The sequence below is a fragment of the Pontibacter sp. 13R65 genome, assembly GCF_047525655.1.
In the GTDB taxonomy this organism is placed as follows: domain Bacteria; phylum Bacteroidota; class Bacteroidia; order Cytophagales; family Hymenobacteraceae; genus Pontibacter.
Genome location: NZ_JBLIQL010000010.1, coordinates 31771 through 51089 on the forward strand (window position 1 = coordinate 31771; position 19319 = coordinate 51089).

At 46.9% G+C, this 19319-nt stretch carries 15 protein-coding genes; 9 read left to right on the forward strand and 6 right to left on the reverse strand.

What is annotated here, in order from left to right; genetic code table 11:
- Positions 1 to 65: 65 nt before the first annotated feature.
- The 4 genes from ACMA1I_RS13295 to bla all read left to right on the forward strand — a co-directional run bounded on the left by ACMA1I_RS13295 (position 66) and on the right by bla (position 3654).
- Positions 66 to 392 (forward strand): DUF721 domain-containing protein, encoded by a 327-nt coding sequence (locus ACMA1I_RS13295; protein WP_337068860.1) that lies wholly within the window; start codon positions 66 to 68, stop codon positions 390 to 392.
- 193 nt (positions 393 to 585) lie between these two features.
- The gene (locus ACMA1I_RS13300; protein WP_337068861.1) at positions 586 to 1146 is read left to right on the forward strand and encodes an acyl-CoA thioesterase; all 561 of its coding nucleotides are present in this window, start codon (positions 586 to 588) and stop codon (positions 1144 to 1146) included.
- A 394-nt stretch (positions 1147 to 1540) separates the two neighbouring features.
- Positions 1541 to 2908, forward strand: coding sequence for a M28 family metallopeptidase (locus ACMA1I_RS13305; RefSeq protein WP_337068862.1), 1368 nt, complete (start codon positions 1541 to 1543; stop codon positions 2906 to 2908).
- A 14-nt stretch (positions 2909 to 2922) separates the two neighbouring features.
- Positions 2923 to 3654 (forward strand): subclass B1 metallo-beta-lactamase, encoded by a 732-nt coding sequence (gene bla / locus ACMA1I_RS13310; RefSeq protein WP_337068863.1) that lies wholly within the window; start codon positions 2923 to 2925, stop codon positions 3652 to 3654.
- Positions 3655 to 3952: 298 nt separating this feature from the next.
- Here the strand turns inward: bla and ACMA1I_RS13315 are convergent, their stop codons facing one another.
- The 3 genes from ACMA1I_RS13315 to ACMA1I_RS13325 form a co-directional block, all read right to left on the reverse strand.
- A complete protein-coding gene (locus tag ACMA1I_RS13315; RefSeq protein ID WP_337068864.1) occupies positions 3953 to 4675 on the reverse strand; it encodes a head GIN domain-containing protein in 723 nt (240 codons plus the stop codon).
- A gap of 214 nt (positions 4676 to 4889) precedes the next feature.
- Positions 4890 to 6092 carry a tyrosine--tRNA ligase gene (gene tyrS / locus ACMA1I_RS13320; RefSeq protein ID WP_337068865.1) on the reverse strand — a complete coding sequence of 401 codons (1203 nt, stop codon included), beginning with the start codon at positions 6090 to 6092 and terminating at the stop codon, positions 4890 to 4892.
- A gap of 616 nt (positions 6093 to 6708) precedes the next feature.
- Positions 6709 to 6909, reverse strand: coding sequence for a hypothetical protein (locus ACMA1I_RS13325; RefSeq protein ID WP_337068866.1), 201 nt, complete (start codon positions 6907 to 6909; stop codon positions 6709 to 6711).
- A 123-nt stretch (positions 6910 to 7032) separates the two neighbouring features.
- Between ACMA1I_RS13325 and ACMA1I_RS13330 the strand changes: the two genes are divergently transcribed.
- From ACMA1I_RS13330 to ACMA1I_RS13340, 3 genes are all read left to right on the forward strand, one after another.
- Positions 7033 to 7899, forward strand: a complete 867-nt coding sequence (locus ACMA1I_RS13330) for an N-formylglutamate amidohydrolase (RefSeq protein WP_337068867.1) — start codon at positions 7033 to 7035, stop codon at positions 7897 to 7899.
- A complete protein-coding gene (locus ACMA1I_RS13335; protein ID WP_337068868.1) occupies positions 7899 to 9746 on the forward strand; it encodes a flavohemoglobin expression-modulating QEGLA motif protein in 1848 nt (615 codons plus the stop codon). The genes ACMA1I_RS13330 and ACMA1I_RS13335 overlap by 1 nt, the downstream gene beginning before the upstream one ends.
- A 128-nt stretch (positions 9747 to 9874) precedes the next feature.
- Positions 9875 to 10924: a glutathione synthetase gene (locus tag ACMA1I_RS13340; RefSeq protein WP_337068869.1), complete on the forward strand. Its 1050-nt coding sequence runs from the start codon at positions 9875 to 9877 to the stop codon at positions 10922 to 10924.
- A gap of 105 nt (positions 10925 to 11029) precedes the next feature.
- Here ACMA1I_RS13340 and ACMA1I_RS13345 read toward each other — a convergent pair whose 3' ends face one another.
- Both ACMA1I_RS13345 and ACMA1I_RS13350 read right to left on the reverse strand, forming a co-directional pair.
- On the reverse strand, positions 11030 to 11854 hold the full coding sequence (locus ACMA1I_RS13345; RefSeq protein WP_337068870.1) for a TonB family protein: 825 nt from the start codon (positions 11852 to 11854) through the stop codon (positions 11030 to 11032).
- 44 nt (positions 11855 to 11898) lie between these two features.
- A complete protein-coding gene (locus ACMA1I_RS13350) occupies positions 11899 to 14508 on the reverse strand; it encodes a DUF3857 domain-containing protein (protein WP_337068871.1) in 2610 nt (869 codons plus the stop codon).
- A 288-nt stretch (positions 14509 to 14796) separates the two neighbouring features.
- Here ACMA1I_RS13350 and ACMA1I_RS13355 point away from each other — a divergent pair, with 288 nt between their 5' ends.
- Both ACMA1I_RS13355 and ACMA1I_RS13360 read left to right on the forward strand, forming a co-directional pair.
- On the forward strand, positions 14797 to 16656 hold the full coding sequence (locus tag ACMA1I_RS13355) for an ABC transporter ATP-binding protein (RefSeq protein WP_337068872.1): 1860 nt from the start codon (positions 14797 to 14799) through the stop codon (positions 16654 to 16656).
- A 146-nt stretch (positions 16657 to 16802) separates the two neighbouring features.
- Complete coding sequence (locus tag ACMA1I_RS13360) at positions 16803 to 17030, forward strand: four helix bundle protein (RefSeq protein WP_337068873.1); 228 nt, start codon at positions 16803 to 16805, stop codon at positions 17028 to 17030.
- Between the two features lie 248 nt (positions 17031 to 17278).
- On the opposite strand, the gene ACMA1I_RS13365 is transcribed toward ACMA1I_RS13360, so the two are convergent.
- On the reverse strand, positions 17279 to 19060 hold the full coding sequence (locus ACMA1I_RS13365) for an SLC13 family permease (protein ID WP_337068874.1): 1782 nt from the start codon (positions 19058 to 19060) through the stop codon (positions 17279 to 17281).
- Positions 19061 to 19319 lie beyond the last annotated feature (259 nt).

Below are 19319 nucleotides of genomic sequence, written 5' to 3' on the forward strand. Positions count from 1 at the left end.
ACTTCTTGAAATAAGGGCTCTATTTAAAGATCCAGACAAAAATCACTCACTCAAATCTCTAAAACGTGCGCTATATATTCAGAAAGAAAAGTGACATCAACTACCGCAAAGCGGATATTCAGCCAATTGGGGAAAGTATTCAGGCGCTGCTGAAGGCCTATAAGCTGCAGGGCAAGCTGAGTGAGGTAAACCTGATCCAGAGTTGGGGCAGGATTATGGGCAAACCCATCGCCATGAAAACAAAAGAGCTATACTTCCGGGACCAGAAACTGTTTGTGCGCCTCGACTCTGCTCCGCTTAAGCACGAACTTAACATGTCGAAATCGAAAGTAATAGAAATACTGAACCGCGATGCCGGAGCAGAAGTAGTAAAGGACGTGGTGTTCTTATAGATTGTTGAGTGAGTGAATGAGAGGATGAGTGAATGAATTTTGTCGGAATTAAAATTTAGAATGTTCAGAATAGGTGTTTCTGAGAAAAGTTATTATAAATCTGTTGCTGCCACCACAGCGTAATTATTATTTATTCAGGCACTGATTCATCCAAAATTATTAATTCGCTCATCCACTCATTCAAAATAAAAAAATGACAACTCCAGTTTTCCGACCTGTATCGCACTCCCGCACTACGCTCACCGAGCTTATGATTCCGAGTTATGCAAACTTTGGCGGCAAGATACACGGAGGCATCCTGCTCTCGCTCATGGACAAGGTGGCTTACGCCTGCGCGGCTAAGCATGCCGGCAACTACTGCGTAACGGTAACAGTAGACGGGGTTAACTTTCTGCAGCCGGTAGAGGTAGGCGAGCTGGTTTCGCTTATGGCATCGGTAAATTATGTGGGCAACACCTCCCTGATGGTAGGCATAAAAGTGATAGCCGAAAATGTGAAGACCGGCCTGGTAAAGCACACCAACACCTCCTACTTTACCATGGTTGCCAAAGATGAAAAAGATCAGCCCACTCAGGTGCCCGGGCTGATACTGGAAAACCACAACGATGCCCGTCGATTTCTGGAAGCTCTGAAAAGGCGTGAACTCTCCCGGCGCTATCAAACCGAATTTACTGAAGCCAAAACAGTACTGGCCGTGGAGAAGGAGCTCTATAAGCTGCAAGGCGAGCGCTGCAAAATAGCTTACGCCGATTGATTGCACTTCACCTCTAAAGTAATTTTAAAAGTAAACGCGTACTGCACTAGCAGAATAGGCCTAGGCCAGTGCCTGCGTTCTACTTCTGTATTCTCCTGCCCAACTTTCCTTTTATAGTACTTCCTCAAATAATACAGCAAATTATGGAAGCAGACCGCTTTTATTAGGTCCACTTCCATAATTCTTCAAAGACGATTCAATTTTCTACCTCCTCCCCTTTTTTACTTTCTAACTAAAAAGATATATTTAACGATTCAAAACAGGGCACTCCTTCTCAACCAGTTTGTCTTACCTCTTCGTGTGCCACATTGGCTTGAAGAAAATTGGTCTGGCTGTTGCGTCTTTTGCGCCTTGTTTAGTAGACCTGTAACCATAAAACGCTAACTCTATCTACATGAATATCTCTACTCTTTCTAAACGGCTACTCACGCTGCTGTTACTCCTCTGCACCGCTACCACTTTTGCCCAGGTAAATGCCAACCAGGACGAAGACATACAAGAAATGGTAGGCGAAATATCAGCTCAGAACCTACGAGCGCTGGTAGAGAAAATGGTGAGTTTTGAGACCCGCCACACCCTGAGCACCACCACCGACAGAAAAAGAGGCATAGGTGCCGCCCGTGAGTGGGTAAAGTCGGAGTTTGAGAAATATGCCAAAGCATCAGGTGGGCGCATGACCGTGGAGATGGATCGTTTTATAGTGAAAGCTGACGGAAGGCGTGTGCCGCAAGACACGGAAATGGCTAACGTAATGGCGACTCTAAAAGGTACTGATGCTAGCGATAACCGCGTGATATTAGTTGGCGCCCACCTCGACTCTCGTGCCACCGATGTGATGGATGCTAAAAGCAAAGCCCCCGGCGCCAACGACGATGCCTCTGGCGTGGCCATGGTAATGGAAATGGCGCGTATCATGGCTTCTCGTCAGTTTTCGGGTACACTGGTGTTTGTTGCCTTTCAGGGCGAAGAACAGGGCTTGTATGGCTCACGGCATCTGGCGGAGCGGGTTAAAAAAGAAGGTTGGAACCTCGTAGCGATGCAGAACAACGACATTGTGGGCAACTCCTTTTCCGGTGAAACTGGCCTCCATGATAATACCCGCGTGCGTGTGTTCAGCGAAGGTACTCCCGCTAACGAAACAGAAGAAATGACAAAGCTGCGTCGCACCCTCGGCTCCGAAAACGACAGCCCCAGCCGCATTCTGGCGCGCTACATGAAAATGACCGGTGAGGCTTATGTAGACCAGATAGAAGTGGTGCTTGGTTACCGGGCCGATCGCTTTCTGCGTGGTGGCGACCACACGCCGTTCAACCAGCAGGGCTTTGCTGCGGTGCGCATGAGCGAGATGAACGAAGATTTCGATCATCAGCACCAGAACGTACGCATGGAAAATGGTACCCAATACGGCGACCTTATTGATTTTATGGACTTTGAGTACCTGCGCAAAAACACAGCCGTAAACCTGGCCACCATGGCCAGCCTTGGCCGTGCCCCATATGCTCCCGAAGCAGTGGCTGTTATCACCTCTAACCTCACCAACAAAACCGATCTTAGGTGGCAGGCACCAGCCAAAGGCAAAAAACCTGCCGGCTACTACGTACTGATGCGAGAAACCAGCAGCCCGGTTTGGGAAAAGAAGTTTTTTGTGAAGGATACCAAAACAACCCTTGGCTACTCTAAAGACAACTACTTTTTTGCTGTGCAGGCCGTTGATGCAGCAGGCAACGCTAGCCTACCTGTTATTCCGGTGCCAGCCCGATAAAACCTGTCCTATCCATGAAATCAGTGAAAATGCTACTTCGGCTCTGCCTGTTCTTGTTGCTAACAGCACCCGTTTATGCACAACAGCTGCAACTAGAGGTAAAGGAACTGGCGCCGCAGGTGTGGGTACACACGTCTTTCGGAGTTTTTGGGGGCAAAACGTTTCCTTCTAACGGCCTAATAGTGGCTACTACAGATGGTGTGCTGCTAATAGACACCGCCTGGGGCGAAGAGCAGACAGAGCAGCTACTAAGTTGGGTACAGGAGAACCTACAGCAGCCAGTAAAAATGTGCCTTATTACCCACGCCCACGACGACCGCATGGGTGGCATTGCGGTGCTACAAAAGCAACAAATACCTGTACTTAGTTCTGCCCTAACAGCTGAACTGGCCCCTGGAAAAAACCTTGGTAAGCCCGACCCGACGCTAGCTGTAGGTAAAAAACAGAAAATCGGGGGCCAGCAGTTCGAAGTATTTTTTCCGGGAGCAGGCCATTCACCCGACAACCTGGTGGTGTACCTGCCCAGGCAGCAGATTTTATTTGGTGGCTGCCTGGTAAAAGATGTCACCGCCACTAACCTGGGCAACCTCGCCGACGCCGACCTGGAGAGTTGGCCAAAAGCCATCCAGGAGCTACAGCAGCGGTTCCCCAAAACTAAAACAGTAGTACCCGGCCATGGCCACTGGAGCGACACCAAAGCCCTTGACCGCACCCTGCAACTCTTACAACAGCACGCTAACAAATAGCAAAGCCGGCCTTGTATTCAAATTATTCTAATGAAAATGGCCTTCAGGAGGCTATTTGAAGACTCAAGACATAGGACACAAGACACAGGGCTTTTTTGGTACAGGCTCCTCTAGTAAGTTTTTCATCATTTCTAATTTTAAATTGAGCGCAGCTACACCAATTCTTCTAATAAAAATAGCCTCCCGGAGCCATTTTAGGCCGTAGGTGGCTTAGGCTCCGTTACCTAAAATAAGCGGAATTAAATAAAAAAAGCAGCTCAGAAAGCTGCTCTTTAACTCAAATATGAAGTGTAATATCTTATAGCTTTGACACTTTGGCCGCTGCTGATGTTTCTGATGTAATGCTGGGGCTACCTCTGTAGGCTACATGCGAAGCTCCTGAAGCATTTATTTCCAGCGATTCTTTTGCAAACACATTTACCTTACTCGCGCCGCTTGCTTCAACTTCTACTTTTTTTGCTTCGAGCTTGTCGGCCATTACCTTAGAGGCGCCAGACAATTCAAGTTTCATATTATCTGCGCGGCCAGACAGGTCAATTTTAGCAGCGCCGCTCATATCGGCTGCCAGGGTTTTTACATCCATGGCCAGCGTTACTTTAGAGCCACCGCTCATGTCGAGTTTCAGTGTATTTGTTTTTACTGTGGAATTACCTACTACCTTCACGCCACCACTAACGTCAATAGAGTTAAGCTCTTTTAAGGTAATATGAGCCTTCATGCCTTTGCTGGTGCTTATATTTCCTTCATTATAAATGTGCAGCACCCCGTTTTTTACTTCCGTAGAAATCTGGCTCAACAGGTTCTCTTCTGCCTCCAGCACCACTCCCTCGTTGTTGCCCAAGGTTATGTCTACTGCAAATCCACCGCTCACATTTATGCCTTTAAAGCCCGAAACCTTTCTAGTTTGCTTCTGTATGTTACCGTTGCCCTTTAGCTGCTGGGCAAAAGCCGGCGCTTCTACAAGCAATAAGGCAAAGGCAAAAAAGGCCAGCGTGGTCACATAAAATTTAATGACTTTCATAGTTTTATTTTTTAGTGTATGGATAAATGACGTACTCTAAGCAGAAGCCGGCTTTCTGAATCGCTTCGGAACTAATAGATGCAGCAGAAAATGAAAGGTTGCTCGGGCCATGAAAATTTTCTCATTTTCTTTATGGCTCAAACAACCTTTTTACTAAAAAGCACGCTTACAGGCTAAAATTCTAAATTCTGGCCTTAAAGGAATGTGTAGCCTATCATTTCAGTTCGAAAAAGGCTCTTTTCCCTATTTTAATTTTCGTTTTTGGTACGAGTTTTATTTCAGCAAAAGGCGCTGTTATTTTCTCATTGTTTACCTGTATCGCGCCACTTTCAATTAATCTTTTTACCGCCGATTTAGTAAGGTCCCCTTTTAACAGGAGGCACAAATCGGCCAAGGCAAGAGATCCGGAACCTGCTTTTAAGTCTGCTATTGCCATCGGTGAAAAGCTCTTCTCCTCCAGGATCTTATTCTGAAACTGATTGGCAAAAAACCGTTCTGCTTTTTCCGCATCTTCTGCACTATGGTATTGCGAAATAATGTTTTTGGCCACCAGCTTTTTTATATTCATCGGGTTCTCGTGCTGCAGCTTTTGTTTTAAAGCTGCTTTTTCCTCTACAGAGAAATCAGTTACCAACTCGATAAACTCCACCAACAGACTATCCGGGATAGACATTGTTTTGCCGAACATCTCGTTTGGCTCGTCTGTTAACCCAATGGTGTTGTTCAACGATTTACTCATCTTTTCTTTACCATCAAGTCCCTTCAGCAAAGGCATGCACATTACAATCTGAGGGCTCATCTCATGCACCTCCTGCAGTTGCCTACCCATTGTACAATTAAAGAGCTGGTCTGTTCCACCCATTTCTATATCGCTGGCAATTTTAACAGAATCGAAACCCTGTAGTATGGGGTACACCAGCTCATGCATGGCAATGGGCGTGTTTTCGGTAAATCGCTTGTTAAAATCGTTGCGGTGCATGAGTTGGGCCACCGTTACTTTCGACAACAACTGAATTACCTCCGAAAAAGGCACATGATCCAGCCAATCGGAGTTGAACACGATCTCTGCCTTTTCCACGTCTATTATTTTAGCGAGCTGCCGTATATAGGTTTCGGCATTGTGCTTTACCTCCTCCACCGTTAGAGGCTTGCGACTTTTGTTCTTTCCGGTTGGGTCACCAATTCTTGCAGTAAAGCTTCCTACTAAAATAATGATATGGTGCCCCAGCTCCTGGAACTGCTTTAACTTCTTTAACACAACAGCATGCCCCAGGTGTAAATCGGGTGCTGTAGGGTCAAAACCGAGCTTAATCACCAGTTTCCGGTTTTCCTTGCTGGCTTGTTCCAATTTTACTTCCAGCCCGTTTTCAGGCAGAATAATCTCGACGTTTTCTTTTAATTTTTCTACGATCTCCATTTTTAGACAAAAAAAAGCCCGAACATTTCTGTTCGGGCTTTGGTGTATGATATACTAAATAATTACAATAGCTATTATTTTAGAGCAAGAACATACCTCTCCCGAACAAATATTAGCAAGTAATAATTGTTGAAAAACGGAAGCCGCAGTATGTTTCTTAAGAACTTCATTATGTCGGCAAAGATAGTTAGATTTTACTATTCCAAAAACATATTTATTGGCAGCTACCTTTTTGGCTTATTCAGAATGATCTGAAACACAGCTTCTCCCACGACATAAGCTAGTATATCCAGCACCTCAGCGGTGAAACGGGTATAGAAGCCAGGAAGCAGGGGTTACGAAAGATCAATTCTGTTGTTCGAAGGAAGGTGGTTTGGTAAGAAAAGGTTGCTTGAGCAACAGGTAACATAAAATTCTTTTCGTGAACTTAGCTTGTACTTTATCTGCCGGTAAAGCACAAGCTATAGCACATCAACAACTGTATGGTTCCAAGGTAAAAGAGGTAATTGACCTTTTGTTTATAGACTGGGGAGAATTGTTACTGGTATAGCTTAAAAGCAGGGCTTCTGTAATTTTCCAGAAACGATATGTATCAGACAACCTGGCAAGCAGCTGCTTAGGATTGCATGTTATGGTGCTGCTTATGCTCCTGTTCAACCAAATCGCCTAACACGCCTAGCACAAGCCCAACTGTAAAGAGAGCACACAACGACATGGCGTCCACTATTTCTAGCACACCACAGCGCATATAGTGCATAAGCAGCACCAACAAAAATACTGTGATAGTATATAAGATAGGTTTGTAAAATTTTGTCATGCCTTCTCCTCAACAAGTTACCATTATACAATAGTTAATTTTAGGTTTATTATGTGCTGGTTTCAAACAGGTTAAAGATAAATAAACTAATGATGGTTCACAAATTTATATATATACAAAAAGATGTGGCTCTATAACCTTAGCCGGTTTGGTAAGGTAAACAAAGTAAATCCTTCTAAAACAATCATGCAAGATAACCAACCATTTTATAAAACTATGTATGGCAGCTCGCCTCTTGTAGCTGCCGCCATACACGACGGGCAAGCAGTACGGGAGAACATCAGCCATTTGTTTGCTTTAACAGCGCCAGAGCGGCTCCGCGAAGAAGACCCCTGCACCGCCTATTGGACCTCTATTACCGATAATAAAATTATTGGTTTGCACTCCCGGTTCGAACTCGACTTAAACCGACCGCGTGATAAAGCTATCTACCAAAAACCAGAAGATGCCTGGGGGCTACAGGTGTGGCGCGAAGAGCTACCTGCAGAAATAGTACAGGAATCGCTTACGCGCTACGACCATTTTTATGAATCGGTTAAAATAATGCTGTCTGAAATACAGGAGCAGCACGGTTCCTTTGTAGTGTACGACCTACACACCTACAACCACAGACGCGATGGTGCCGATGCTCCGGAGGCAGACCCGGCCCAAAACCCTGACATAAATATTGGCACCGGCAACATGGACCGCCAGCGATGGGCACCCGTTGTAGATGCCTTTATAGACTCCCTCAGCAGCTACGACTACCAGGGCCGCAAACTTGATGTACGGGAGAATGTAAAGTTCCAGGGCGGGCACTTTATGCGCTGGATACATGATGAGTTCCCAGACAGTGCCTGCGTACTCTCTATTGAGGTGAAAAAGTTTTTTATGGATGAGTGGACTGGTAAAACCGATAGAGAGCAACTAGAGGAAATAAAACAAGCCCTAGAGCAAACCATTACCCCTGTAATGCAAGCGCTGGAGCAGGTACGCCAGAACACCCACTAATGACGGAAACAATAACTGAAAACTTTATTAAATCGGCTGTCGGCACCTTAAAACGTGGCCGGCAGTTGCGCCGGCGCCTGCCCGAAGGCGGTCTGCTGCACATAGACCGGCCCCTGCCCTTTCTGGTACTCTTTCGGCACCCGGCTGGCAAACCAGACTATGCCACAGCTGATTTTGTGAAAGCCGAAGCCTCCTATCTTATTGCCCACGAAGAGCAGACGCCGGAGCTGGCTATGTTACTGAAGGAAATAGCCAAAGCCATGTCGGCCAAGTTCGGGGCTTTTATGATTTTGGAGCTCTTTGCAGCACCCTCTTCCGCTCCTGAGGCTCCCTTGTTTCAGGTGCTGGGGCCGGAGAAGGCACTGCCAGCTACCGTTAACGTGCTGAAAAAAGAGCTGGAGCAGATAAAAATCGAACACCTGCCTGCCACTGTTGCCATTGCTTCGAATCAACCACTGCTCTCAGGGCCCCAGCGTCTGCTCTCAGAAGATGAATTGAAACAGATGAGCTGCCTCATGCTGGGGCTAGAACTGAAGCCTGTTTACAAGAATGCCGCTACTGGCAACGCTTACCCACTGCTGTTGCGCACCCTGCGTTCGCGCCTTTCCAGTGCCATTAAAAAAGCAGTCTTCGACTTTGTTCGGGTCCAGACAACGCACCACCCCACGCATTTTCAGGCGCTAGGCCGGCAAGCGGTGGTATCTGCTGTTTGGCGCATCGATAAGCAGCTGTCTTCTATCAGTGATCAGTTCCAGTTCCTGATGCTGGTTACGCCCGTAAACGCCCCCGAAGCCTGGGAAGCCTTCTGCAAGAGTAAGTTTAAAAAAGCACCTACCTTCCAGTACCGGCTTATGCCAGTAGATACAGACCTGCTCAAACGGAAACTATATAACATTCCTGTTGAGAAAGTTGAAGATCCTACGCTTGGCTACCTGTTCCGCGACAAGCGCCACGAGCTCGACAAAATGCTGACGATGCTCGCCGACCGCAACAGCCCGGATTTTTTGTACAGCAGCCTACAGCTTTTCGGAGGTGTAGATGAGCTGCTGCTAAAAGTGGCCGAAGGCATACTGGCTGCCCTACCCGAGCCAGAAGCTCAGAGCGAAACAGCACTTATACCGGTAGAAGAATTTGCGGCACTGGCCTCGCAGGAAATAGCCTTCCTCAGGAGCCAGAATGCAATCGTAAATACGGGCGTAGAAATAAGGAAAGACATTGTGGGCTTGCTGGTGTCTAAGGGCAAGCTCTACATAGGAACAGATGCCCAGATCCCGAGGAACCGCGCAGAAGCCCTCATCCAGCATGAGGTAGGTACGCACATACTTACTTATTTTAATGGCAAGGCACAACCTCTGCAGCAGCTTTATGTGGGGGTGCCGGGTTACGAAGAGCTGCAGGAGGGGCTGGCGGTGTTGAGCGAGTACCTGGTGGGCGGCCTGAACCACGACCGGTTGCGCCTGCTGGCAGCCCGAGTAGTGGCCGTGCACCACCTGGAGAAGGGCTGCAACTTTACCGATAACTTTTGGCGGCTGAAAGAAGAATACAAATTCGACAACGATACCGCCTTTGATATTGCGATGCGGGTGCACCGTGGCGGTGGCCTCACCAAAGATGCAGTATATTTAAAAGGGCTGGTTCACCTGCTGCAATTCCTAAAAGATGGTGGCGAGCTGGAGCCTCTGCTCATAGGCAAAATCCGCCAGGACTACATACCAATTGTGCAGGAGCTAATCTACCGTGAAGTACTACAAGCTGCCCCTATAAAACCCCGTTACCTCCTCGACCCTGCCATACAACCCAAGCTTGATCAGTTAAAAGGCGGTTTAACAGTTTTCAACCTGATTTAAACTAGTTTTGATGCCACCTGCACCGATAGCTTGTCTCTGTATTCAGTCCGGCCTTTGCCTTATATAGTGGCTTTCGCAACCATAGCGCTTCAGAACGAGTAACCCGTTAAAAATAAACACCCACGATAATGATTATAGGATTTGTAGTAAACGATATAAAAACAGAGAAGCCCTCCTACTCCACTGTTTTTCTGGCGCAGCGCATGCACAACCTGGGGCACTCGGTGTACCTGATGGGAGTTGGCGACCTGGCATATTACCCCGATGGCTACATGGGAGCGGCAGCCGTAACGGCAGAAACAGGTAAAAAGTACAAAACGCCCGCTACCTACCTGGAAGTGCTGCAAAGCGAAAAAACAGAGAAAACACGGGTAACAGCTCGCGAGTTGGATGTGCTCATGCTCCGCAACGACCCCTCTGCTGAGCCGGAAGGTCGTGGTTGGGCACAAAATGCCGGCCTTATTTTTGGGCAGCTTGCGCTGCGCCACGGTGTTATTGTGCTTAACGACCCCACCTCCTTATCCGATGCCGTAAACAAAATGTATTTCCAGCACTTTCCGGAGGCAGTTCGGCCACGCACCCTCATTACTCGTGACAAAGACGAGATTAAAAAGTTCTTTAACGAACAGAAAAGCGACATCATCCTCAAACCGTTGCAAGGATCTGGTGGCTCCGGTGTGTTTATGGTGAAAAAGGACGACTCTACCAACCTGAACCAGATTGTAGAAGCCATTAGCCGCGACGGTTATGTAATTGCCCAGGAATACCTGAAAGAAGCCACAGAAGGCGATGTGCGGCTATTTGTAATGAACGGCGAGGCCCTGCAGCATAAAGGCAAATACTGCGCCATCAGGCGGGTTAATAGCAAAGACGACATCCGCAGCAACATGCATGCTGGCGGCACAGCACAACCCGCCAATGTAGACCAGACGATGCTTGAGCTCGTGGAACTGGTTCGCCCTAAACTAATACAAGATGGTATGTTCCTGGTTGGGTTAGATATAGTAGGAAATAAGTTGATGGAGATAAACGTGTTTAGCCCCGGCGCTCTGCCAGAAGCCAGCCAGCTAGAAGGTGTAGACTTTTCCGAACCGATTATTGCAGCCCTGGAGCGCAAGGTTCACTACAAAAAAACCTACGGCACACAAGTTGACAATAAGACAGTAGCCATGATCTAAAAGTAGCCTTGAAGACCCTAAGCCCTTCCGACAGCAAAAAGCCTTCGGAAGGGCTTTTTCATTAGAAGAATTGGTTGTTGTCAGAGCTTTTGCCTTTGCTGGTTATTATTCTAGTGTAAACTTTACCGGCATGTTGTACCGCACCGGTACCGGCCTACCTTCATGTCTTCCCGGATACCAATCAGGCATTGCTTTTATTATTCTGATCGCTTCTGCATCTAATAGCTTATGCACTCCTTTTCTGATGAAAATATCTTGAATTTTGCCTTCTCTGGTTACAGTAAAAGAAATATACACAATGCCGGATATATCACGTTTTACAGCTGCTCCAGGATACTGGATGTGATCAGATAGGAACTGAAACATTGCCTTGATGCCACCTGGAAATTCCGGCATCTGCTGGTACCGGAAGAATGGATTTATCTCGGCACCATCTTCGCCATATACTATACCATCAACCAGCAGACCATCTTCATACACCTCAATCCGGCGTAAGGCACCTGTCTCATAAAATCCTTTTAGGGTATCTTGCAATATATCGCCTTTATAATTAAACAGATAGGAAATTTGGCCATTTTCGTACCACTGGGTTTGTTTCCCATGTAGCTTATTGTCTAAATAATGGCCTTCTTCTGACAGCTGCCCGTTATTGTGCCATTCCTGGTAAGGGCCATGTTTGATCGGGTCTTTCTGTTGCGGATGGTAGTCACGATACCTAAAAACACTCACCTTGGCACCATTTGTTTTATAAGTCTTTACTTCCGCTATATTGTCAGAGCTTATATAAGTTATTGTAAGGTAAAAGGCGTTGCTATCGGCTTTTTTTGTCAGGTTCCAATCTTTGTCATAGTACTGCTCTTTAACATGCGCCAATGTCTGCAGATTAAGGAGCAGGCACAACAGCAGCAGAGGCCCGCTTAAAAATCTCATGCTTGTAATATATGATTATATGAACATCTGTTAAAATGATCTACCTAATTATTTACTATGGCAGTATCATTTTCCATAAGCTCCTCCTCTAACATAGGTGGTTGCAGTTGCACCACAAAAGTGTTTTTTACCCGCTGCGATTTATAGAAATAAGGCACCCAGATGGCGGCCGTTATCAAAGAACCTGTTATTTCGCCTATGCCGGTGGCTGTAATTGATTGTAAACCTAAAGCTTCCAGGGCTGCATACTGCCCCACTCGCACGATTAAACTACTGAAATAGAAGATAGCCATAAGCTGAGGAACACTGCTCCGGCGTTGCAGAAAGAGGCTTATGAGCAATACAGCAAACACTAAAAAGCCAATATGCAGTACCATTTCCAGTGCCAAGACTGCTGCGGTGACAGGAGCATATGAGGCTGAAGTAGCAGTTAAAAACCCTTGCCACACGTTCTGATTAAAGTAATTGCCTGTCAGCAACACTACCAATGTTCTGAAAGGTGAAAAGAGAAGACCCATCATTATTAAGATAAGCCAGCCACCTATGCTTTCGGCATAGGCACTGGTGTAGCCACCTATTGGAGCCGGATCATAATAGTAGAGCTTATAAGCACCGAAAGCAGCCAAGGCAAGAACTATTAAAGAGAAGAACACAGCTGGCCAGCTTATAGGAGCATCGGCCAAGGTGCCTGCCATGTTCTGGTTATAGGTTAGGTTGTAGCCCAAGTCATCGAGTATAGCTTTCTGGTGCTTCACAAAAGCCGTCATTTGCTCGGGCTGCACATGGTCGTTCAGGGTGTTGTAGGTATAGCTAAGCGTAATCAAACTGCTCCTGCTGTTATAACTGACGTCGCTGGTGTATGTAAAAACCTGATCGGTTATTTTTTTGTTGGTTGCATTAACAGGCCATGGCTCCGACATGTATAGCAAAATATGGTGCTCTACTTGTGTGGGGTGGTTAAGGTGCAGGGGCATGCTGCGTTTGCTCACACGCGGCGAATTAATATAACTGCGCAGCACCTGTGGGTAAAAAGAGGCAGACAGCAAGCCAGCTGTTTCTTCAGATTCTTCCCAAAGGTCAGAGATGGTATACTCCTCCAGGGTTGTAAACTTGTTTTCAGAAGGAAAGTCAAGGAACTCGAGGTCGCGGGCAACTTCTATGGCCGGGTACGAATTAGCATAATAATTTAGAAACGACTTTTCTGTTTCCTTCAGGCTGGTAGAGGCAAAGCGGCTGCGCTGATAATCAGCATCAGCCCCGAAGTACTCTGTTTTTACCTCCAGTTTCACATCGCCACCTATATTGTTAAAAAAGAAGGCTTCCTGCACTATTACTTTGCTATGGCCTGCAATGGGTGCTACTACGTCTGTCAGGTTTTTGGTAGACGCGTGTATAACCAATGCCTTCTGGTAGTCTGGCAGCGAAATAGCATCGTGCCCACCGCGTTGCTTGCTTATGGTAGGGTCGTACCAAAAGGTTTTGTTCCAGAGCTTTACCTGCACAATGCAGTGGTTAAAGGCATAAGGCGATGGCAGCGCCTGTGTTAGTTGCCCTTTGTTAGTTGAGCTGACCAGGGCAGGATGTGCTTCTATACCCAGTTCTCGCAACATGGTAACCAGCAGCAGCGACTTGTCTTTGCAGTCGCCGAAGCGGGTGGTAAATACTTCGGAGGGCGATCGTGGTTTGTAGCCCCCGATGCCTGCTTCAAAACCCAGGTACCGCACCTCGTCCTGTACAAAGCGCAGTGCTGCCACCAGCCGTTGCTCATCGCTGCTAAACTGGTCCCGGATACTGTCTATCTGCGTCAGCAAGGCTTGGTTTGGCTTCTGCTGCTGGTTATAGAGTGGCAGCGCCCACTTTGCCACCTGCTCCCAAGATGTGTACTCCGAAAGATAAACGCCCGGATAAGGATCGTACCAGCCAGGTATTTCTTCTTCTACGGGAGTAGATGGCAGGTTTTGCGAATGCCAGGTATAGGTGGTATAGCCATTTTGCGTAGCCACAACCGGCTTCTGCTCCGTTTTATAAAGTTTATAGTTTATTTTCCGGTGCTCTGGCGCTACTACGTGCACAAGGAGTTCGTCTACTGGGTCATAAAACTGCAGGTTGAAAGAATTAAAGAACTTGTCGTTGAAAACAGGGTTCTTCCCCGATATGGTAACGGCATACTCCACCACGTCGCCTACACGGGTGTCTTCCAGAAAAATGATGGCTGTCAGGCTCTCGTCGAAAATTTTTTGTTCCATGCCCTGCTCCCGCTGCACCACTTTTACCTTTTTGAGGTCCAGTTTGTCGAGGGGTTTGCCGTTTCGCCACACAATTACCTTGTGGAGCTGCAGCTTTTCAAAATTGGGATCGTACGAAAATTTTAGTTCGGAGCTGTTCTGTACACCTTCATCTGTTGTTAGCTTATAAGTGTTGTGGTAGTACACTTCGCCAGTTGCCACATGCCATTGCAGCACACGTTGCAAATAATGGTAGCCATCGTTTACCTCTTTGGGGTTAATGGTGGTGCTGGTGCGGTGTGGGAGCGGTTTAATCCAGGCTGGTTCTTGTGTTTGAGTGGGCTGGCTTTTTGCTGCCTGCGTCTGCAAACTGGTAAAGAGAAAAGTAGTTAGTACAAAAGTAAGAAAGTACGGGTATAGATGCTTCATGCCTGAATCCAATAAATTATATAAATATAGCACATGGTTCAATATCTTAAAGACTGTATTTTGAATTTTATCAAGAAAATTCAAAATAATTTATAACAACTTGATTTACAGAACATAAAATGCAATAACCTGTGTTATAACTGGAGGGGCAAATTCTGCTAATGAAAAGAGCCTTCCGGAGGGTATTTCAAGGCTAAATGGACCAGGGCTATTAAACTTCTGAGGCATTGTCCTGTTATTGCGTACCATTGATACAAGTTTATACAGATAATTAAATTAGATGCTATCATGCAAAGCCCAAACCCAAAAGGAGCAAGAGGCGCATCGCGCAATGCCGGCACCGAAAAGAAAAGCTTTCGGGAACAGGTAGGTGCGCTGAAAAACCTGCCTAAGTTCTTTAAGCTGATCTGGGAAACCAGCCCTGCTATGATGCTGGGCAATCTGCTGCTGCGGCTCGTAAAGGCGGCTATTCCGCTGGCAGTGCTGTATGTGGGGAAGCTTATCATAGACGAGGTTATCCGGTTAATTGAAGTTACCGGCGAGCGCGACTTGTCGTACCTGTGGCTGCTGGTAGCGGTGGAGCTGGGCCTGGCGGTGCTGTCGGAGCTTATAAACCGCGGCATCACCCTGCTGGACAGTCTGCTTGGCGACTTGTTTTCTAACAGAACTTCTATTACTCTTATAGAGCATGCCGCCACACTGGACCTGGCGCAGTTCGAAGATGCCACCTTTTACGACAAGCTGGAGCGAGCACGACGGCAGACGATTAGCCGGGTTATGCTTATGAGCCAGGTGTTTTCGCAGATGCAGGACGTCGTTACGATAGGTTTTCTGGCAATTGGTCTGGTGGCGTTTAACCCCTGGCTCATCCTGATTCTGCTCCTAGCCGTTATTCCGTCGTTTCTGGGCGAAACACACTTTAACGAGCGCACCTACTCCCTCTCCCGCTCCTGGACTCCCGAGCGCCGCGAACTTGACTACCTGCGCTATATTGGGGCCAGCGACGAAACAGCCAAAGAGATTAAAACCTTTAACCTCTCCGGTTTTCTGGCAAGCCGGTTTAAGCTCCTCTCCGACCGCTATTATACCTTAAACAAAAGCCTGATTGTGCGTCGTGCCGTTTGGGGCAGTGCCCTCTCCACCATCGGCACCCTCTCCTACTATGGCGCCTATGTGTTTATTTTATTCCGAACAGTGGCAGGTGCTATATCGGTAGGTGACCTCACCTTTTTGGCGGGTTCCTTCAGTAACATGCGCGGGCTGCTGCAAGGCATCATGACGCGCTTCTCGCAGATTGCAGAAAGTGCCATGTACCTGCAGGACCTGTTCGATTTTCTGGAGCTTCGACCTGAAATTACGCCACCAGTTAACCCACTGCCGGTGCCGCGCCCGATCCAACATGGTTTTACCTTCGATAACGTTGGCTTTAAGTACCATAACAGCGAAAAATGGGCAGTACGTTATTTATCGTTCCACGTGAAAGCCGGGGAAAAAATGGCTTTGGTGGGCGAAAACGGAGCCGGCAAAACAACACTGGTGAAGCTGCTGGCACGCCTCTACGAACCAACTGAGGGCCGTATTCTGCTGGATGGTGTGGACCTTCGGGAATACGACCTGAATGACCTGCGCCACCAGGTGGGCATTATTTTTCAGGATTACGTGCGGTTCCAGATGTCGGCCTCCGATAACATTGCCATCGGCCAGATAAGCGACATCCAGAACAAGGAGCAGATTAAAGCATCGGCGCAGAAAAGCCTTGCCGACCTGGTTATAAACCGGCTACCGGATCAGTATGAACAGGTGCTGGGTAAACGTTTCGCCAACGGCATGGAGCTGTCGGGGGGCGAGTGGCAAAAGGTAGCGCTTGCCCGTGCCTACATGCGCGAAGCTCAATTACTTATTCTCGATGAACCTACCTCAGCCCTAGATGCCCGTGCTGAGCACGAAGTATTCCTTCGCTTCTCGGAGCTAATAGCCGGAAAAACTGCCGTTCTCATTTCGCATCGCTTCTCCACCGTCCGTATGGCCGACCGCATTTTGTTTCTGGAACAGGGGCAACTAAAAGAACTAGGATCCCATGAGGAGCTGCTGGCAAAAGGCGGCAAATATGCAGAGCTGTTTCTGCTGCAGGCAAGGGGGTATTTGTGAGTTAGAAAGGTAGAGAGTTTAAAGTCAGAAGGTTGTTTAGGTCAATGGAGTGTAAAGCTCTGACGTTTGAATGTGCAGAAAATTTATAAACAGAAGCTCAGTAGTCGTATAGGATCATGTATTAATCTAATATACCAAACTGGATTATGGGGGAATTGAAAAATTATGCTTTTGCGGAGCAGTTTAAGGGTAGAACAAAGTTCTTTGCTCTAAGGTTAATAAAACCATTTCAGGCCTTACCAAAAATTACTGAAGCACCTATATTGGGGAAACAACTACTAAGATCGGCAACATCTGTTGCAGCTAATTACAGGCCCGCTTGTAGAGCTAGGCTTAATAATAACTTTATTTCTAAAGTTGGAATTGCCCTTTAAGAAGCTGATGAATCTTTTTTTTGGATTGAACTGCTCGAAGAGTCTGGTATTCTTGCCACGCATTTGACCGCTTCCCTTAAACAAGAAGCAGGAGAAATTACAGCAATTTTGACTAAAGCCAAGCAAACAGCCCTATCAAGAGAGCAGAGAGCAACTTTTAATTCCTCAAGCCTCTTAACCTGTTTATCTAGTTCTACAAAACTAAATATAACTTTCTAACATTGAACTTTCTACCTCTCTAACTTACCTCAAAACGGAAAAAAGAAAGGAAGGATAAGTGAGGCCAGCAACCAGAGCAGGAGGTTTAGCAAAGTGCCTACTTTTAAATAATCTGAGAATTTATAGTTGCCAGGGCCGTAGATCATGGTATTGGTCTGGTAACCCATGGGGGTCATAAAACTGAGTGAGGCGGCAAAGGTGACAGCCATTAAAAATGGTCTTACGCTCACGCCCATCTGCTGCGCCGTAACAATGGCTATAGGGGCTAAGAGAGCCGCTGTGGCATTATTAGACATGAAGTTGGTCATCATGAAGGTCATGAAGAAAAAGGCTGACAACAGCACATGAGGGCCGTATAGCCCCACATAATTGATCAGGTAAGTCGAGATGTAACTGGCTGCGCCTGTTTTATCAAGCGCAGTTCCCATAGAAAGTACGCCGGCCAACATGAAAATCACTTTCCAGTCTATAGACTTATAGAGCTCGTCGAGCCGGATGCACTTTAACAGAAGCATGAGCATAACCCCAACCAGGGCACTCAGTACTATAGGAACCAGCCCGGTGGCAGCTGATACTACAACGCCCACACTTATAAGCAGTACCGGAATAATTTTGCTATAGTCGTAGGTGCTGCGTTCTGTTTCAGAAAAAATAAGCAAGTCCTCGTTTTTACGCAGAACGTTTGCCTGGTCTTTATCGGCCGCAATCAACAGCACATCGCCTGCAGAAAGTTTGCCGTGGGTAAGTTTTTCGTGCAGTATTTCGTCGCGGTGCCGTATGGCCAGCACCGTAGCCCCATGGTTGTGACTTCTGAAATCAAGTTCTTTCAGCGATTTTCCTTGCATGTAAGAGTTAGGCGTAACAATGGCTTCGTAAAGCTTTGTGTGGTTGCTACGGAGGTCGTTGTCTTTAAACTTTCGCTCCGATTTTAGCTCTATTCCCTTCTCCTCCTTCAGCTTCTTCAGTTTTTCTACGTCGCACCGTACCTTTAGCACATCGTTGGCGCGCAACAGCGTGTAGGGTGTCGGATTAAACTTATATTTCTTGTGCCGCGTTATCTCCAGCACATCTATGTCGAGGTTCTGCACCAGGCCCGCGTTCTTTAGAGGCATGCCAACAGAGGGTGAATCTGGCAGCAACACGATTTCGGTCAGGTAATCGCCCATGCCAAAGCTTTCGGTAAGGTCTTCGGCCTGTTTGCGGTCAGGTAGCAGGTGCCTTCCTATAAAAAACATATAGGCAATCCCAAATACCAGGAAACAGATGCCGGCCGGTGTAAACTCAAACATACTAAGCGGCTTCTCCCCATGAGCCAGCACAATACCACTTACCAATATGTTGGTGGAGGTACCGATTAGGGTACAAACACCTCCTAATAAAGCACCAAAAGAAAGCGGGATAAGCAGCTTAGACGGACTGATCCGGAGATCGCGGCATACCTGTATAATAATAGGCATGAGCAGGGCCACCACCGCCGTATCGTTTATAAAGGCAGAAAGCGTACTCGAAATTAGCATTACGGCTAGCAGGCACATCAGGTAATTTTTGCGCCCCATTCTGGTAAGAAGGCTTCCTACATTATTGAGCGCCCCTGATTTAAAGATGCCGGTACTGATAATGAACATCGTACCCACAGTAATAGTAGCTGTATTACTGAAACCCGCCAGGCCTTCTGCAGGTGTTAAAATGCCGGTAAGCATAAACAGCGTCATTATCAGAATGGCTACTGTATCGATACGGAACCGATCACTGATAAATAGCACAACAGCCAATCCAATAATAGCCAGTACAATTCCGATTTCAACTGTCATGTAGCAGGGAGTATGCGTTAGCCTAAACTACTTCTTTTATGTTGTATGTTAGTATATACTATGAGGAAGATACTGATTATATACTTATTCTTTGCAAATTCCTACCTAAAACTACAAATCAGCTGGTACGGTTACATTTAAGAGAAGGTGTGGCGCCACCTACTACAAGATCTAAAAGTTGCGCGAACCTGCGTTAGATCTGATTGCTTTGAAACAAAGCCTTAACACATATCAAGCTTTTTACTTATTTGCTGCTTCT

Excerpts from the sequence above, each read along its gene's own strand:
- ACMA1I_RS13300 (WP_337068861.1), top strand. The coding sequence starts at position 586 with ATGACAACTCCAGTTTTCCGACCTGTATCGCACTCCCGCACTACGCTC.
- ACMA1I_RS13305 (WP_337068862.1), top strand. The coding sequence starts at position 1,541 with ATGAATATCTCTACTCTTTCTAAACGGCTACTCACGCTGCTGTTACTC.
- bla (WP_337068863.1), top strand. The coding sequence starts at position 2,923 with ATGAAATCAGTGAAAATGCTACTTCGGCTCTGCCTGTTCTTGTTGCTA.
- ACMA1I_RS13315 (WP_337068864.1), bottom strand. The coding sequence starts at position 4,675 with ATGAAAGTCATTAAATTTTATGTGACCACGCTGGCCTTTTTTGCCTTT.
- tyrS (WP_337068865.1), bottom strand. The coding sequence starts at position 6,092 with ATGGAGATCGTAGAAAAATTAAAAGAAAACGTCGAGATTATTCTGCCT.
- ACMA1I_RS13325 (WP_337068866.1), bottom strand. The coding sequence starts at position 6,909 with ATGACAAAATTTTACAAACCTATCTTATATACTATCACAGTATTTTTG.
- ACMA1I_RS13330 (WP_337068867.1), top strand. The coding sequence starts at position 7,033 with ATGTGGCTCTATAACCTTAGCCGGTTTGGTAAGGTAAACAAAGTAAAT.
- ACMA1I_RS13335 (WP_337068868.1), top strand. The coding sequence starts at position 7,899 with ATGACGGAAACAATAACTGAAAACTTTATTAAATCGGCTGTCGGCACC.
- ACMA1I_RS13340 (WP_337068869.1), top strand. The coding sequence starts at position 9,875 with ATGATTATAGGATTTGTAGTAAACGATATAAAAACAGAGAAGCCCTCC.
- ACMA1I_RS13345 (WP_337068870.1), bottom strand. The coding sequence starts at position 11,854 with ATGAGATTTTTAAGCGGGCCTCTGCTGCTGTTGTGCCTGCTCCTTAAT.
- ACMA1I_RS13350 (WP_337068871.1), bottom strand. The coding sequence starts at position 14,508 with ATGAAGCATCTATACCCGTACTTTCTTACTTTTGTACTAACTACTTTT.
- ACMA1I_RS13355 (WP_337068872.1), top strand. The coding sequence starts at position 14,797 with ATGCAAAGCCCAAACCCAAAAGGAGCAAGAGGCGCATCGCGCAATGCC.
- ACMA1I_RS13360 (WP_337068873.1), top strand. The coding sequence starts at position 16,803 with ATGGGGGAATTGAAAAATTATGCTTTTGCGGAGCAGTTTAAGGGTAGA.
- ACMA1I_RS13365 (WP_337068874.1), bottom strand. The coding sequence starts at position 19,060 with ATGACAGTTGAAATCGGAATTGTACTGGCTATTATTGGATTGGCTGTT.